This is a genomic window from Streptomyces sp. NBC_00247 (assembly GCF_036188265.1).
GTDB lineage: Bacteria > Actinomycetota > Actinomycetes > Streptomycetales > Streptomycetaceae > Streptomyces.
The window spans coordinates 6,763,124-6,778,903 of record NZ_CP108093.1; the positions used below are offsets into that span (position 1 = coordinate 6,763,124).

12 protein-coding genes and 1 pseudogene are annotated in these 15,780 nt (G+C 71.2%); 7 read left to right on the forward strand and 6 right to left on the reverse strand.

Annotated features, from left to right (window positions below; genetic code table 11):
• The gene (locus OHT52_RS29005) at window positions 1–891 is read right to left on the reverse strand and encodes an alkaline phosphatase family protein (protein WP_328723136.1); all 891 of its coding nucleotides are present in this window, start codon (window positions 889–891) and stop codon (window positions 1–3) included.
• Between the two features lie 224 nt (window positions 892–1,115).
• On the opposite strand from OHT52_RS29005, the gene OHT52_RS29010 reads away from it, so the two are divergent.
• From OHT52_RS29010 to OHT52_RS29025, 4 genes are all read left to right on the forward strand, one after another.
• Window positions 1,116–1,433, forward strand: a complete 318-nt coding sequence (locus OHT52_RS29010; protein WP_328723137.1) for a hypothetical protein — start codon at window positions 1,116–1,118, stop codon at window positions 1,431–1,433.
• Between the two features lie 32 nt (window positions 1,434–1,465).
• Window positions 1,466–1,753 carry a hypothetical protein gene (locus tag OHT52_RS29015; protein WP_328723138.1) on the forward strand — a complete coding sequence of 96 codons (288 nt, stop codon included), beginning with the start codon at window positions 1,466–1,468 and terminating at the stop codon, window positions 1,751–1,753.
• Between the two features lie 494 nt (window positions 1,754–2,247).
• Window positions 2,248–3,516, forward strand: a complete 1,269-nt coding sequence (locus OHT52_RS29020) for a hypothetical protein (RefSeq protein WP_328723139.1) — start codon at window positions 2,248–2,250, stop codon at window positions 3,514–3,516.
• A 113-nt stretch (window positions 3,517–3,629) separates the two neighbouring features.
• Window positions 3,630–5,591, forward strand: coding sequence for an acyl-CoA dehydrogenase family protein (locus OHT52_RS29025; RefSeq protein WP_328723140.1), 1,962 nt, complete (start codon window positions 3,630–3,632; stop codon window positions 5,589–5,591).
• 16 nt (window positions 5,592–5,607) lie between these two features.
• On the opposite strand, the gene OHT52_RS29030 is transcribed toward OHT52_RS29025, so the two are convergent.
• Complete coding sequence (locus tag OHT52_RS29030) at window positions 5,608–6,354, reverse strand: hypothetical protein (protein ID WP_328723141.1); 747 nt, start codon at window positions 6,352–6,354, stop codon at window positions 5,608–5,610.
• A 272-nt stretch (window positions 6,355–6,626) separates the two neighbouring features.
• Here OHT52_RS29030 and OHT52_RS29035 point away from each other — a divergent pair, with 272 nt between their 5' ends.
• Both OHT52_RS29035 and OHT52_RS29040 read left to right on the forward strand, forming a co-directional pair.
• Window positions 6,627–8,561: a TerD family protein gene (locus OHT52_RS29035; protein ID WP_328723142.1), complete on the forward strand. Its 1,935-nt coding sequence runs from the start codon at window positions 6,627–6,629 to the stop codon at window positions 8,559–8,561.
• Between the two features lie 14 nt (window positions 8,562–8,575).
• Window positions 8,576–9,460 carry a fructosamine kinase family protein gene (locus OHT52_RS29040; protein WP_328723143.1) on the forward strand — a complete coding sequence of 295 codons (885 nt, stop codon included), beginning with the start codon at window positions 8,576–8,578 and terminating at the stop codon, window positions 9,458–9,460.
• Window positions 9,461–9,479: 19 nt separating this feature from the next.
• Here the strand turns inward: OHT52_RS29040 and OHT52_RS31575 are convergent.
• The 4 genes and pseudogenes from OHT52_RS31575 to OHT52_RS29055 all read right to left on the reverse strand — a co-directional run.
• Window positions 9,480–9,625, reverse strand: a pseudogene (locus OHT52_RS31575) (IS630 family transposase); the annotation flags it as partial.
• 231 nt (window positions 9,626–9,856) lie between these two features.
• A complete protein-coding gene (locus OHT52_RS29045) occupies window positions 9,857–10,753 on the reverse strand; it encodes a geranyl diphosphate 2-C-methyltransferase (RefSeq protein ID WP_328723144.1) in 897 nt (298 codons plus the stop codon).
• A 15-nt stretch (window positions 10,754–10,768) separates the two neighbouring features.
• The gene (locus OHT52_RS29050; protein ID WP_328723145.1) at window positions 10,769–12,175 is read right to left on the reverse strand and encodes a family 2 encapsulin nanocompartment cargo protein terpene cyclase; all 1,407 of its coding nucleotides are present in this window, start codon (window positions 12,173–12,175) and stop codon (window positions 10,769–10,771) included.
• A gap of 110 nt (window positions 12,176–12,285) precedes the next feature.
• Window positions 12,286–13,698 (reverse strand): family 2B encapsulin nanocompartment shell protein, encoded by a 1,413-nt coding sequence (locus OHT52_RS29055; RefSeq protein ID WP_328723146.1) that lies wholly within the window; start codon window positions 13,696–13,698, stop codon window positions 12,286–12,288.
• 577 nt (window positions 13,699–14,275) lie between these two features.
• Here OHT52_RS29055 and OHT52_RS29060 point away from each other — a divergent pair.
• A complete protein-coding gene (locus OHT52_RS29060) occupies window positions 14,276–15,742 on the forward strand; it encodes an MFS transporter (protein ID WP_328723147.1) in 1,467 nt (488 codons plus the stop codon).
• The last annotated feature ends 38 nt before the right edge of the window (window positions 15,743–15,780 follow it).

Below are 15,780 nucleotides of genomic sequence, written 5' to 3' on the forward strand. Positions count from 1 at the left end.
TCAGGAGGTCCAGACTCCGGTGATGTCCTTGGCGGTCGCGGCGTTCCCCGCGTGCCCGAGGCCGTGCATGTCCTCCAGCGTGCGCAGGAGGTCGTAGTGGTTGTAGGTGGTGGCGGAGGTGGCGCCCGCGGTCACCCGCTGCCCGTAGAGGACCGTCGGGATGCGGTTGCCACTGAGCCGGTTGTCCTCGTCGAAGGTGACGACGAGCAGGCTGTTGTGGGTCTTGGCCCAGGTCGCGTAGGCGCCGAGGTTGTTCTTCAGCCAGGTGTCGCCGCTCGACACCGAGCAGTCGTGCATGTCGCTGCACAGGTTCGGGACGACGAAGGAGACCTGCGGCAGCTTCGTGTAGTCGGTGGGGAACTGCTGGAAGGTGTAGGCGGACGAGGTGGGGACGTTGCTGAAGCCGAACCAGGGGTTGTGCTTGCGGGCGTAGTTGCCGCTGCTGCACGTGGTCGAACCCTGGCTGGGCAGCGTCTCGTTGTAACTCGCCCAGCTCTTGCCCGCCGCGATCAGCTCGGACGCGAGGTTGGGCCGGCTGGAGAAGCCCGGGGTGTAGCAGCTGTCGTCCGTGATGCCCTGGGTGGCTCCGGAGAACAGGGCGAAGTAGTTGGGCTGGCTGGGGTGCGTCTCGGCGTAGGAGGCGGTGAGGTTGGCACCGCCGGTCTTCAGCGAGTTGATGTACGGGGCGCTCGACGAGCCGATGACCTGGCTGTAGCCGTGGTTCTCGAAGACCACCACGATCACGTGGTCGGGGGTGGGCACACTGGCCGCGGCCTGCGCCGACGACGACCCGCCGATGCCGGTCCACAGGCCGACGGCAGCCAGGGCGGTGAGGGCAAAGGCGCAGGTGAGGGCGGTGCGACTGCGGCGGAACACGGATCTGCCGAGCACGGGGGCCTCCGGTGGGGAAGTCGGGAGTGGTACGGGGGCGGTGCAGGCCAGAGCATGCTCACGCCAAGAATCATCTGGGACGCTCCCTGCCGGTGGAGTCATGAAGAGCGGGTGAACTGTGCGTTCCGGTGCGCCCGGTCCGAGGGCGTGGGCGCCGCGCGCGTCCCTTTCCGCGGCGCGGGGCCCTCTCGACACGAAGGCGGCGGCGGCCCATCATGATGGTCATGGCCTCGACGCGATTGCAGGGTCTGGTGCTGCCCCTGGCCGCCGCCCTCGCCCTGATCGCCGCCGGATCGGCGCAGGCCGAGCCGACGGTTCCGGACCACGCCGTCATCGTCTGCGACAGCGCCAGCTTCTACGCCAACTACGACAGCGCCTCCGGGCCTGCGGGTCTGAAGCGGGTACTCGCGCGGGGCGACAAGGTCGGACACACGCGTGGCGCCCACCCCGTCTACAACGGATGGGCGGCCACCTTCGACTTCGGGCCCAACGACTGGGGGTTCGTCAGGCAGGAGTGCCTGGGCGGTTACGGATCATGGTGACGTTCCCGAATCGCACCCCCGGAGGGCACCTTGTGACCCGTACCAGTAAGCGCGTAGCCCTCGTCCTGGCCGTTGCCGCCACGGTGGCGGCCCTGGCCACAGGTCCCGCCGCAGCTGCCAACGGCACCGCCGGGCAGCGCGAAACCGTCTGCGCCGAGGACCTCTTCGTCCGGGTCACGGCCCCCAACGGGGCCTGGATGGGCACCCTGTACCGGGGGCAGACCTTCCTCGTGGAGGAAGCCGGCGGAACATGGGTTCACGGGTTCGCCTACGGCGACATCAACCGCCGGGGCTGGGTCCAGAACGGCTGGTTCTGCTGACCGCCGTGCCGTCCCGGAGACTCGGACCCGGTGCCGGCCCGTATCGGCCGGCGCCTTCCCTCCCCCGGTGCGCGTGGTGGGCTGTCCTCAGCCGGCCGGCCGAACCGTGATCGCGGCGGCAGTGTGTCATTCACGTTTCAGGTGGCTCCGTTCCGTGGAACGCGTGTCACTCGCATGATCGAATGACGAACATGCTGATCGCGCACCCCGGCCGCCTCCCGTCACTCGTCCCGTCCCGGCCCCTGTGCGTGTGCCGTGCGGGCCGTTGTGGCGGGACCCGGTGACCTGATTCGGGCGCGGACCCGCAGAAGGCGCGGGCCTCTTCCGCCGGGTGCGGCGGTGACAGGTCCGTCGGGCCACGGAGCGGCTCCGCGAAACGGCCCCGGGGCGTCGTCCGTGCGCGATCTCCCGTGCACCGGGCAGTCCTTCTCCCGTCCACGCCCCTCCGTCCGGAACGGGGCGCGGCCACACCCTTCTCTGGAGCAGAAATACCCATGAACCGACCGAACTTCCAGGGCGGCCCGTCACGTCGTGCCGTGCTCACCGCCGGAGCCGCCGCGGCCGGTCTCGCAGCTTTCGGCGCCGCTCCCGCGCACGCCGAGTCCTCCCACCGGGTGGCCGGGGCCGGCCGCCGTGCCCTCGGGTCGGGTGCCTCGCTCTACTCCCTGGTCGAGGGGTACAGCAGGTGGCAGCACCGCACCGGAAGCAGCGAGGAGGCCGCCGCCCTCCGGTGGCTGGAGGGACGGTTGCGGGAGCTGGGCGCGACCACCGCCCGCTGGTACTACGACTACCCGCACTACGCGTGGAAGGCGCAGGTCCGGGCCGGAGGCGTCAGCGTTCCCACCGTTCCGCTGTATTACGAGGGCGTCGGCCGGCGGAAGGGCCGCGCCGACTTCGTACGGCCCGTGACCACCAGCAAGGACGGCAACGACCCCGCCGTGCTCGCCGCGGTGGCCGACGCCGCCGCGGCCGGAGCCTCGGTGGCGGTCCTGCCCACCACCAGCACCACGGCCAACTACCCGGCGTACGACGGTCTTGTGGCCTACAACAGCGATCCCGACGCCCCGAAGACGGGCGTCCCGACGCTCCTCGTCCCCGGACGGTTCGCCGACCGGATCCAGCGGTACGGAGCCGACGTCGACTTCCGGGCCCGGACCGTCCAGGGGCGTGCGTACTGCCTGACCGGCTGGTTCGGCACCCGGAGGCCGGTCGCCGACCCGATCGTGGTCACCACCCCCCTCAGCGGATGGTTCACCTGCGCGGCCGAGCGCGGGACCGGCCTCGCGCTGGCTCTGGCGCTCGCCGCCGAGCTCTCGCGCGAGCACCCGGTCTTCTTCCTCGGCAACACCGGCCACGAGCTGAGCAACTACGGTGTGCGCGCCTACCTGGCAGACGGTTTCGACCTCCGGCCGCGCGCGGTCTTCCACCTGGGCTCCGCCCTCGCGGCTGCCGCTCCCGGCCCCGACGGACGGCTCGCACTCACGCCCCGGGGCGCGGCCGCCAACCCCCGTCTCGACACGGTTCCCGGCCTCGCCGCCGATCTCGCCACCGCACGGTTCGGCCCGCTCGCCGCGTTCCCCGGTGAGGGCGCGGTCTGGAACAAGCTCCTCGGCCCCGCGGTCCCCCTGCTCTCCCTCGCCGGGAACTTCCGCCAGTTCCACACCCCCGACGACGTGCCCCGGGAGACCACCTCGCCCGAGGTGCTGGAACAGGCGTACACGGCGGTCCGGGCCGCGGCGGGTGACCTGATCGCCGTCGGCTGACCCGGTGCGAGGTGCCGCCCGCGTCGACCCGCCCGCGAAAGAGCTGTCGCGGGGCCCCGGAACACCGGGAGCGCCGACCGCTTGATCGTCCGAAGCCGGGGTAGCGAGATGCCATGACCACCGACAACGCAACCACCCCCGGCACCGGTCACGTGCGGCCCGAGGTCGACGTCCGGGCGCTGACCGGGCTGCTCGACGGCGAGTACGCCGAGATCCGCGATCTCGTCCGGACCAACCTGGTGGCCCACGCCGCCGTCCTCGACGAGGCCGACGAGCTCGGCATCGACGCGTTCCGCGAGCGGGTGCGCGAGATCGTGGTCGAGTTGGCCGCGACCGGCCAGACCGGCATGGGCTTCCCCGGCGAGTACGGCGGGGGCGGCGACATCGGAGCCTCCGTCGCCGCGTTCGAGACGCTCGCCTTCGGCGACCTCTCGGTGCTGGTGAAGGTCGGTGTGCAGTTCGGGCTCTTCGGAGGCGCGATCCTCCAACTCGGCACCCGACGCCACCACGAAGCCCATCTGGCCGACCTGATCACCGGGCGGCTGATGGGGTGCTTCGCGATGACCGAGAGTGGGCACGGCTCCAACGTCCAAGCGCTCGGCACCGTCGCGAGGTACGACCCCGCCGCCCAGGAGTTCGTCATCACCACCGAGGGCGACCGGGCGCGCAAGGACTACATCGGCAACGCGGCCCGCCACGCCGAGCTGGCGGTCGTCTTCGCCCAGCTGGAGGTCGGCCGGAAGTCCGTGGGCGTGCACGCGTTCCTCGTGCCGATCCGCTCCGGTGGTGAGGTGGTGCCCGGAGTCCGGATCGAGGACGACGGCCGCAAGATGGGCCTCAACGGCGTGGACAACGGCCGCATCCGGTTCGACGGGGTACGCGTGCCGCGCGAGGCGCTGCTCAACCGCTTCGCCGACGTCACCGCCGACGGCGTCTACGAGAGCGCGATCGACAACCCCGACCGGCGCTTCTTCACCATGCTCGGCACGCTGGTGCAGGGCCGGGTCTGCGTCGGTGGAGCCGGCATCAACGCCGCGAAGGTAGCCCTCACGATCGCCACGAAGTACGCGGTACGGCGGCGGCAGTTCCAGGCGGCCCCGGAGGCCGAGGAGCAACTCCTCCTCGACTACGGCCTCCACCAGCGTCGGCTGCTGCCGCTCCTCGCGCGCACGTACGCCCTGCACTTCGCGCAGGACGTCGTGCGCACACAACTCCACGAGGCGTTCTCCGGCACCGGGGACGATCCGCACGCGCGGCGCCTGCTCGAATCACGCGCCGCCGGTACCAAGGCCCTCGGCACCTGGCACGCCACCCGGGTCATCCAGGAGTGCCGCGAGGCGTGCGGCGGCGCCGGGTATCTCACCGTCAACCGTTTCGCCGCCCTCAGGAGCGACAGCGACGTCTTCACCACCTTCGAGGGCGACAACCACGTTCTCCTGCAGCTCGTGGCCAAGGGCCTGCTCACCCACTACGCGAGCGAGTTCGAGGACCTGGACCAGCTCGGCATGGTCCGCCACGTGACCGGTCTCGCCGTCGAGACGGTGCTGGAGAAGACGTCGGCCCACAAACTCCTCGAGCGGGTACGCGACCTGCTGCCCGGTGGCGACGAAGGGGACCAGGAAGCGGGCCTCCTCGACCCGGAGTACCAAATCGCCATGCTCCGCTACCGGGAGGAGCACATGCTCGCCGGCGCGGCACGCCGTCTCCAGCGCGGGATCGACCAGAAGCGCGACCCGGGCGCCGTCTTCTCACAGGTGCAGGACCATGTGATCGGGGTCGCCCGCGCCCATGTCGAACGACTGGTGCTGGAGGCCTTCACCGACAAGGTGCGTACGTTGCCCGAGGGCGGCAACAAGGCCGCGCTGAGCCTGCTCCGCGACCTGTCCGCGCTGTCGGTCATCGAGTCGGACCGGGCCTGGTTCATGGAGCACGGCCGGCTGACCGTCCAGCGCTCCAAGGCGATCACCCGCGAGGTCAACGAACTCTGCCGCAAGGTCCGCCCCCTCGCCGTCGACCTCGTCGACGCCTGGGGAATCCCGCCCGAGATGCTGCGCGCACCGGACCTGGTCGGCTGACCCGGGGAGGCGGCGATCACCAGGGGCGGCGGCCGGTGAGGTTCCGCCAATCCGTGCGGGCGTCGTCCAGGGCCGCACGAGCGCGCGGGAGCCTGGGGTCGGAGCTGTGGCGGGCGCGCGTCTCCTCCAGCCGCTGCTGCGCCTCTTCCACCGGACCGGTCGCCTTGCGGGCCTCGCCGAGGGCGGTTTCGAGCGCGGCGATGTCCTTCTCGCGCGTCTCGCGTGTCCGGTGCGCCGCGGCGGCGGCGTTACCGATTCGCACGCTGAACCTGCGCACGATCTCCTCGGGGAACTCTTCGCCCTCGTACCGCTCCATGTGCGTCTGCCCCTCGGGCCGGGTGAGGTAGACGTACGACACGTGCTCGGTGCGTGCGAGCTCGAACCGGACGTGCAGGCCCGCCAGCGGAAGTTCGTCCTCCGCGACGAGGACCGCGTGTTCGTACAGCGAGATCGCACCCAGCTGGTCGATTCGAGTACCACGGACCGGCGTGCGCAACTGCTCCAGATCGGACTCGACTCGGCGGACCCCGCGCCGGTGGGCGGACTCCGCCCGCTTCACGCCGAACCACGCCCGCCTCGTCTCGCGACGAGCGGTGCTCCTCAGCTTCCTCACCGAGCCGCGGGCTTCCGCCAGCGCCTTCCGCTCCTTGCCGTACGCCTCGTGGAACGCGTGGGCCCACCTGCCCGGGTACCGGACGAGCCGCCAGGCGGTCCAGCAACCGAGCAGAACCGGCGGCGCCGGCACCCACCACCACGTACTCACACGTTCTCCCTCCGCCGCGACACGCCCGCACGGTCAACGACACCAATAGCGGGGAGCGGTGAGGTCCGTCAACCGCTGTGGCGGTCCGGCAGACGGGGAGGGCGCAGAGCGGCAGGTGTCGGGCACGAGCCGGGGCGGCTCGCCGCCCCGAACGGAGCCGGACGCCGCCCTGTCGGGAACCGTGGTGCGTACATGCGAAAATCCCCTCAGTTCGATGGATCACCGCGGCCGACGGCGTACCGCCTGCCGCACCCGGGGGAGGGGAGCCTCGCATGGCCCTGTTGTCGTCGAGTCCGAAGCCGTCCGCGACGCCCGGCCACGGCGACGAGTGGGCGCTGGTCGACGTGGAGACGTCCGGGCTGAGGCCTGGCCAGGACCGTGTGCTGTCCCTGGCGGTGCTCACGCTGGACGCGCACGGGCGGCAGACGGGGGAGTACCACACCCTCCTCGATCCGGGCTGCGACCCGGGACCGGTACACGTCCACGGCCTCACCTCCGAACGTCTCGCGGGCGCGCCCACCTTCGGCCAGGTGGCGCCGAAGGTGGGCGAGTACCTCGACGGCCGCGTGTTCGTCGCCCACAACGCGCACTTCGACTACAACTTCCTGTCCCACGAGTTCGCCCGCGCCGGTCTCGTGCTCCCCGTCGGCAGACGACTCTGCACGCTGGCCCTCAACCGTCTGGTCGGTCCCCCGACGGCCGATCTCAAGCTGGGCACACTTGCCGCGCACTACGGGGTGCGTCAGGAGCGGGCGCACGACGCGCAGGACGACGTACGCGTCCTCTCCGCAATCCTGCGCGGTTCGCTCGGCGCCGCCGAACGGCTCGGGCTCTCCTTGCCGTTCCTGGACTGCCCGCCGCGCCAGGGGTTCAGGCCCCGCACCCCCAAGGTGCCGTGTGCCTACCGGAATCCGGGCCGCCTGGAGCGCGGAATGCCACTGGTCCAGGGCATGAAGGTCAGCATCACCGGAGACACCCACGTATCCCGGGAGGAACTCGTCGCCCGTTCGGTCGAGGCCGGACTGAACATGACGACCTCGGTCAGCGGTCAGACCAGCGCTCTCGTGACCAACGACCCCGCCACCGCGTCCGGGAAACTGCGCCGCGCCGCCGACGAGGGCGTTCTCCTCCTGGACGAGCCGACCTACCTGCGACTGCTGGAGGACGTACGGCCCGGTCAGGCCAAGGGTGCCGCTCGTCAGCCCCGCGCGGGCAGGGTGCCCGTGAGCGGGGCGACGGCGACGCCCGCCCCGAGCGCCGCCCCGGCCGTGAGCGTTCCGGAACCGCGCGTACCCGCTTCGACGGTGACCCCGCTCTCCACCCCGAAGGGCAGGGGAAGGGGGCCCCTGGCCGGGCGCCGGGTCCTGGTTCTCGGCGGCACCCACGGCGAGGCCGCCGAGGTACGCGTTCGGGCTGTCGCGCGGGGTGCCTCCGTGGCGGTGAACCTGTCGGCCGGTGTGACCGATGTCGTGGTGCTTCCCGGCGGCGAGGCCGACACGCGGCGGAGCCGGGTCACCTCCCTCGGCCTGCGGGTGCACGACGCCGACTGGCTCCTCGCCGCCGAGTCCGTCGTACTCGCCGAGTCCGCCGAGTCCGCCGAGCCCGTCGCACTCGCTGAATCCACCGAGTCGGCCGCGCCCGGCGCGCTCCCACGGAGCGTGGCCGAGAACCCGCGGGACGGTGCGGAACTCATGGTCCGAGGCGCTGTCATCGACCTGTCGGAGACCGGTACGGCCTGGACGGTGGCAGCGGCCTGGGCCCAGCACACCGCATGCGACGTCGACGTGGTCGCGTTCGCCCTCGACGCGCACGAAAAGGTACCGGGGGACGAGGACTTCGTCTTCCACGGGGCGCCCGAGCACCCGGACGGGACGGTGAGACTCGCTACGGACGGTCCGACGGGGCAGGCCGTCTCCGTCGAGCTGGAGCGTCTGCCCCTGGAGATCCACCGGGTCGTCGTCGCTGCCGCGATCGACGGCGATGCGACGTTCTCCGAGGTCGGGGCCATCGAGATCACCGCCCTGCGCGGGGTCGGCGCAGCCCCTGCCGCGCGGGCCACACTCGACGCGGCCACCACCGAACGCACCATGATCCTGGCCGAGTTGTACCGCCGGGGCGACGGCTGGCGACTGCGGGCCGTAGGGCAGGGATACGACCACGGGCTGGCAGATCTGGCCCGCGGCTACGGCGTCGACGTCGCTGGATGAAGGAGCGCGGTTCCGTGGATTCTCACGAAGCGATACTGGTCGAGCGTCTCCACCGAGCGGGATACGCGGCCACGGGGATTGACAGATCCACCGGCGGAGCGGTCGCCGTCGCCGGGCTGGTGACCCTTGAGGACGGTTCCCAGGTATTCGCGAAAACCCTCCTCGGGCCGGACCAGGACGTCTTCCCCGTCGAGGCGGTCGGCCTGACGGAACTCCGCGAGATCGGCGGGGTGATCACGCCGGAAGTACTCTGCGCCTCGCCCCGACTGCTCGTGCTGGAGAAGATGCGGCCGCGCCGCGACGACGCACGTTTCTGGGAGCGGCTCGCCCACACGGTCGCCGCCCTCCACACCACCACCACCGGCGAGCGCTTCGGCTGGCACCGTCCGGGCTGGCTGGGCAGGCTGCGCCAGGACAACACCTGGGACACCGACGGCCATACGTTCTTCGGGGAGCGGCGCATCCTGCGCTGGCTGGAGGAACCCCTGGTCGAGGCGGCTTTCGACGCCTCGGAGCGGCAGGCCCTGGAGCGGCTGTGCGCGGCCCTGCCCGAGCTGGTGCCGAACCGGCCACCGTGCCTGACCCACGGCGATCTGTGGCAGGAGAACATCGTCGCCACCGCCGACGGCGCACCCGTGCTCATCGACCCCGCCGTCTCCTACAACTGGCCGGAAGTCGACCTCAGCATGCTGTGGTGTTCCCCCCGTCCACCCGCCTCGGACCGGTTCTTCGCCGTCTACGAGGAGATCACCGGGATCGACGCGGGCTGGCGGGAGAGGATGGACCTCTTCCACCTCCGGGAACTGCTGGGCGTCATCGCCCACGACGACGACGGCTGGGGAGCGGCGGAGGCCGTACGGAAGATCATCGCCCCGTTTCGGCGGGTCACGGGTTCGTAGGGGCGGAGCGCGACGCGAGACGCCACCCCTCCGCCGAACGCGGGCTCACCCTCGACGCGACCGCGGTCCCCGCGTTCTTCCGCCCGCCCTCGAACGCTCGACGGCATGGAGCCGCACACGCTCCCGCGCTGTCCTTCCGGCGTCGGTCGACCCGCCGCCGTGCATGCTTCACCTCCACCGGAATGCCCGTCTCGCGGGCCCCGATGTCCGGCGAACGGGACCGACACCACGCTTTCCGGTCCCGCAGCACGCGCGCCATGGACCCTGCCCCGCCCGCGGCCTTGGACCCACGAGCCCGGTCGGCGGTGACGGTCAGCTCCTGAGCCGGGCGGTCACGGAAGTGGGCCCGTTCCGGGGAACGGGCCCACTGCACGGTGAGGCCGGAGACCGGACGGGTCAGACGCGGTCCGCCGCGATCAGCAGGTACTGGAAGGAACCGTCCTTGTACGAGTTGATGAAGGCGTCCTCGATCCCGGTGACCAGCGAGGAGGTGGCCCGCAGCTCCCAGTAGGGCAGCGTGTCGGGGGTGAGGTCGACGACGGCCGTCGGCACGAGGCGGTTGTCGGCCATGGCGCGCAGGTACTCGCGGCGCGAGTGGATGTTGCACTCGAAGTGCGCGTTGATCTGCGAGACCCACTTGGAGGGCTGGCCGTAGCGCGGGTTCCAGCAGCCGGTGATGGTCACGTAGCGACCGCCGACTTCGAGGACGCGGGAGTGCTCGGCGAAGAGGTCCTCCAGGTCGACGTACATGCTCGACTCGTTGTTCCAGGAGCCCGCGACCGACCCGGTCTCGAAGGGGGTGGCGAGCATGTTGCAGACGCGGGAGCGGACGTGGTCCTGGATACCCAGCTCAGCGGCACGGCCGTTGGCGAATTCGGCCTGCTTGGCGGAGAGCGTCACGCCCTCGACCGTGCAGCCGAAGCGCTGGTGCGCCATCACCATCGAGCCACCGCGGCCGCAGCCCGCGTCCACCAGGGTGTCGTCCCGGCCGATGTCGCCGAGGTGTCCCAGCAGGTACTCGGCCTGGGCCGACTCCAGCCGGTGGAGTTCGGCGACGAGCTTCTTCTCGCTCTCGCTGTCCTCGGGACTGCCGAGTGCCGCGTGGTCCACGTCGCCGATGCCGTAGTGGTGGTGGTACAGGCCGTCGACATCGCCCAGGCGCAGGTTCACCGGCCTGGCCTCCCCGTCCCAGTAGCGGGCGATGTCCCCCTGGTAGGGCGTCGCCGGGCTGGCCGTCGCCGGCCGGGGGAGGCGCAGGGAGGCGGGGGCGGGGGTGAGTTCGGTGTGGGTCACAGGTGGGTCCGTTCTTTACCAGAAGTCGGGCAGTCGGTAGCGGAAGGTGTTGGTCCGGTGCCAGTAGTGGTTGCCGTCGACCCATGCGGCCACGCCCCGCAGGAAGCGCTGCACATGGGGGGAGGGGCACGCCTCGGTCAGGGCCGCGGCCTCGGCCTCGAAGTCGTGCATGAGGTCGTTGTGCACCTCGACCGACTTCAGATAGGCGTCCCGTTCGGAGAGGCCCTCGCGTTCGGCGATCACCACGGGCAGGTTCAAGTGGTGTCCGGGGGAGTCGAGTTCCTTGGTGTAGGAGTACAGGTCGTTCACGATGGTCGTCGCGTTCCCGGCGAGCGCGATGACCTTCTGCATGGCGGTTCGGGCGTGCAGATCGGCCGGCAGTTCGTAACCGCCGACGGTGTCGGTGATCGTCGGGCAGGGGCGGAAGTTGTTGAACTGGCGCATCGCCAGGTACTCCCACACCTCCGGTACGCGGTCCAGCTGCGCCCAGGCCGCCTCGGCGAGGTACCCCAGGTGCAGCCGGGCCATGTCGTGCCGGAGCCGGTCCGCCTGGGAGGGGCTGGCCGCCCGGACGAAGTACTCCATGGCGGAGTGGTACGCGCGCCGGGGTGCGTCGGCCCCGAGCGACTCCGCCCACCGCGGCTGGTACTCCTCGGTCGTGTAGAGCGGGTCCAGGGCGGTGTGCGCCAGCAGGAGGCGTTCGCCGAGGCCGTCGGGCGAGCCGCCGTGGTCCTCGCAGTAGCAGTCGTCCACCGCGTTCTCGGCCACCATCAGCCGGGTGGCGAGCATGAGGTGGTCGACGGTGGGCGCGTCCGGATGGCAGGCGACCATGTAGCGGCCGACGGAGAAGCCGTCGAACTCCTTCTCCCAGTCGTCGGGGAACAGGCTGACCTCGTCCACGGCCCAGGCCTTGATCCGCCTGCTGACCTCCTCGACCCGCGCCGGATCGGGCTCGGCCACCGGGTGGTAGTAGAGCCCCGGGACGGGCGTACCCTCCGCCGTGTCCACGACCGCCTCGGCACCCGTCGCCGGTGTCGCCGGCGAAAGCAGGGGTGCCGACAGTGGCGGAAGCACGGGTGCAGGCAGAGGCGCCGCCGCCGGTGGCGCTTCCCGCAGGATCAGGCGGAGCCCCGCCGTGCCCAGGCCGCTGGGGCCGCGCAGGAGGCGCTCCAGACCGGCGTCCGGTGCCGGAGCGACAGCCCCCGCGCCGGCGGGGGGCGGCGGCGCGGCCTGCGGGGCAGCGAGTGGGGCGGGTACGGGACCCGCGGGCGGGGCGGGCACGGAGAGCCCGCCGGGTGCGCCGCCGATGGCGGCCTCGACGTCTGGGGCGCGGGTCGTGGCGGACGCGAGTACGTGCGCCCCGAAGTGGGCGGCGGCCTCAGGCAGGCTCGACCGCGGCGGAGGCAGCTCGGGCGCTGGCATCCATGGCTCCTCGGGTGGGGTGGGCGGCTGTCCGAAATCCCTCCGGGGCACCCGCGACCGTCCCTGCTGGTCCGGGGACGTCACGGGGCCGCCCCTTCTGGGCAGGCCCGCTACCTGGGCCAGTGGGCGATCTGCACGTTCTCCAGCACACCCACCGCGTCCGGCACGAGGATGGCGGCGGAGTAGTAGGTGCTCACGAGGTAGGACGTGATCGCCTTCTCGTCGAGGCCCATGAAGCGGACCGACAGGCCCGGTTCGTACTCGTCCGGCAGGCCGGTCTGATGCAGACCGATGACGCCCTGGTTCGCCTCGCCGGTACGCATGACGAGGATCGAGCTGGTCTTCTCCGGCGTGACGGGGATCTTGTTGCAGGGGAGGATCGGAACCCCGCGCCAGGCCGGCACCTGCTGCCCGCCGAGGTCGACGTGGTCCGGGTAGATCCCGCGCGCGTTGAACCCGCGCCCGATCGCCGCGATCGTCCGGGGGTGCGCCAGGAAGAACTTGGAACCCCGGCGACGGCAGAGCAGTTCGTCCAGGTCGTCCGGGGTCGGCGGGCCGGAGTGCGGCTGGAGGCGCTGCTTGAAGTCGGCGTTGTGGAGCAGCCCGAACTCCCGGTTGTTGATGAGCTCGTGCTCCTGGCGCTCCCGCAACGCCTCGATGGTGAGCCTGAGTTGCTCCTTGGTCTGGTTCATCGGTCCGTTGTAGAGGTCGGCGACCCTCGTGTGGACCCGCAGAATGGTCTGCGCGACGGAGAGCTCGTACTCGCGCGGCTTCAGCTCGTAGTCGACGAAGGCGCCGGGAAGCTCGTGCTCGCCGACGTGACCGGCGGACATGGCGATCTCCGCCTCACCGCGATGGTTCTGGTGCCGGCCGGAGAGCGCCGTGAACTCCTCGACGTGGGAACGGAGTCCGGGTGCCTGGGACAGCACGGTGGCGAAATCGGAACGCGACAGGGTGAGCAGAGTGCCGGAGGTCTCCGCGGTGGCGGTCTGCTCCCACCGGGCGTCCTCGTCCAGCAGTGCGTGCTCGCCGAACCGGTCGCCGTCGGCGAGTACGTCCAGATCGACCTCGTCGCCGTAAGTGCCCACGCTGGTCTGGCTGATGCGGCCGTGGGCGACCAGATGGATCCGGTCCGCCGGTGCTCCGCGCTCGACCAGCGTCTCACCGGCGCGGAAATCGCGCTGCTCGCACCGGTCGGCGAGCGCGGCCAGCACCTCGACGTCGTCGAAGCCGCGCAACAGAGCCAGTTCACCGAGTTCACGCGGGATCACCCGGACATCGGCGCCCTCCTGGACGAACTCGATGGTCCCGTCGCCGACGGTGTAGGACAGACGGCGGTTCACCCGGTACGCGCCACCCTGGGTCTCCACCCAGGGGAGCATGCGGAGCAGCCAGCGGGAGGTGATCTCCTGCATCTGCGGGGCGGATTTGGTCGTGTTGGCAAGGTTGCGGGCAGCCGCCGTGCTCAGGCTGGACTGCCGGGGCAGTGCCAGTTGCTCGTCCGGGCTCGAGTCAACAGTCATCGTGCACGCTCTCCATGGTCAGGGCGGTGACGCGGGCATACGGACGTCACCGGGCAACACGAGGGAAAAGGGGTATGTGGAAGGAAACCCCTCCAGACGCAGAGGACACTAATGGCCGATCCGCCCCCGGGACCAAGGAAAACCGCTGACATTAACTCGATACGATGATCACGCGCCGCCTGATGTTTGTACGGGCGCGGACGTGTTTCGGCCGCATCTGCGGCGGCACAACTGCCGTACGCCGACGGGTATTCGGGTGAGCGGGCCGGTGCTGCCAAAAAATGTGGCGAACGAGTGTGCCCAGGTCGAACGGAACCCCGCTCCCTCCGAGCGGTTCCGGGTGGCCGGACCGGACGGGAGGGCCCGGTTCCTTCCGGTGCCCCGCCCTCCTTCGCTCTCCCTGGTCGGTGGGGGTGTCCATGTCCGAGGGCCCTTTGGGAAACAACGTCTCTTACCTGGCGAGTAATTGACCCTCGGAGCGAGTCCTCGGCACGCTGTGCGAACCGCTCGGTCCCGCGTCCATGCGGACGTGAACGCCGACGGGACCTCCCCTCGTGAACGATCAGGAGTCCGACCGATGACCACCGAGACCGACCGCGGCGCCCCGGCGCTCCCACCGCCAGCCGTGCCGCCCGGGAGTCCGGGCGTTCCGCACCGGCTGGTCCTGCCCGTCGTGCTGGCCGGCGTCTTCATCGCCACCCTCGACTTCTTCATCGTCAACGTCGCGATACCCTCGCTGCGGACCGACATCGGAGCGAGCTCCGCCGCCGTCGAATGGGTGGTCGCGGGGTTCGGTCTCGCGTACGGCGTCGGGCTGATCACCGGGGGGCGCCTCGGCGACCTCTACGGGCGGCGCAGGATGTTCCTGCTGGGCCTGGCCCTGTTCACCGTCGCCTCGCTCCTGTGCGGCATCGCCCGGACCGGGGACTTCCTGGTCTTCTCCCGGGTCCTCCAGGGGCTGGCCGCGGCGCTGCTCGCCCCCCAGGTCCTGGCGCTGCTGAGTACCGTCTTCACCGGGGCGGCCCGGGGCAAGGTGTTCGTCGGCTACGGCCTGGCCATGGGACTGGCAGCCGTTTTCGGCCAGTTGATCGGCGGTCTGCTGATCGAGGCCGACATCGCCGGCTGGGGCTGGCGCTCCTGCTTCCTGGTCAACGTGCCGCTCTGCTCACTCATCATCGGTCTGACCCTGAAGGTGGTACCCGAGGCCCGGGCGGAGGGCCGGCCGAAGCTCGACCTCGCGGGCGTCGCCCTCATCACCCTCGCCCTGGTCGCCCTCGTGCTGCCGCTGGTGGAAGGCAGGGAGCAGGGCTGGCCGGCGTGGACCTGGGTGTCCTTCGGCGCGTTCGCGGTGCTGCTCGCCGTGTTCGTGGCCGTGGAGCGGACGATCGCCGCGCGCGGCGGATCGCCTCTGGTGAACATGGACTTGTTCGGTGACCGCGCCTTCGTCGTCGGTCTCGCCCTGCAGCTGGTCTTCTGGACGGGCCAGGCGTCATTCTTCCTCGTACTCGCCCTGTACCTCCAGGACGGCCGGGGCCTGACCGCCCTGGAGGCGGGCCTGCTCTTCGCCGCGATCGGCGCCGGGTACCTCTACACGTCGATGAACGCCTCGAAGTACGCCGCCCGTCTCGGCCGTCAGGTGCTCGCCGTCGGCGCCCTGCTCATGCTCGCCGGCCTGGTCGTCATCGGCCTCACCGCCGACCGGCTCGGTACGGACGGCAGCACCGCGTGGCTCGTCCCGGGACTGGTGATCGACGGCGCCGGCATGGGCCTGGCGGTCGCACCCCTGGCCTCCACGGTGCTGGCCCGGGTCGGCCCGCAGTACGCCGGGGCCGCCTCCGGCGTACTGACCACCGGCCTGCAGATCGGCAACGCGATCGGCGTGGCGGCGATCGGCCTCGTCTTCTTCGGAGCCCTCGGCGAGAACCCCGCGGCGGCCTCCTATCCGCACGCCTTCATCCGGGGAATCGTCTTCCTGGTGGCGGTCGCCGCCGCACTGGCCCTGCTGGTGCAGGCCCTGCCCCGCACGAACGCCCCCGCCGAGTGATCCCCACCGACCTCCCGGAGCGGCGGCCTGCCGTGCCC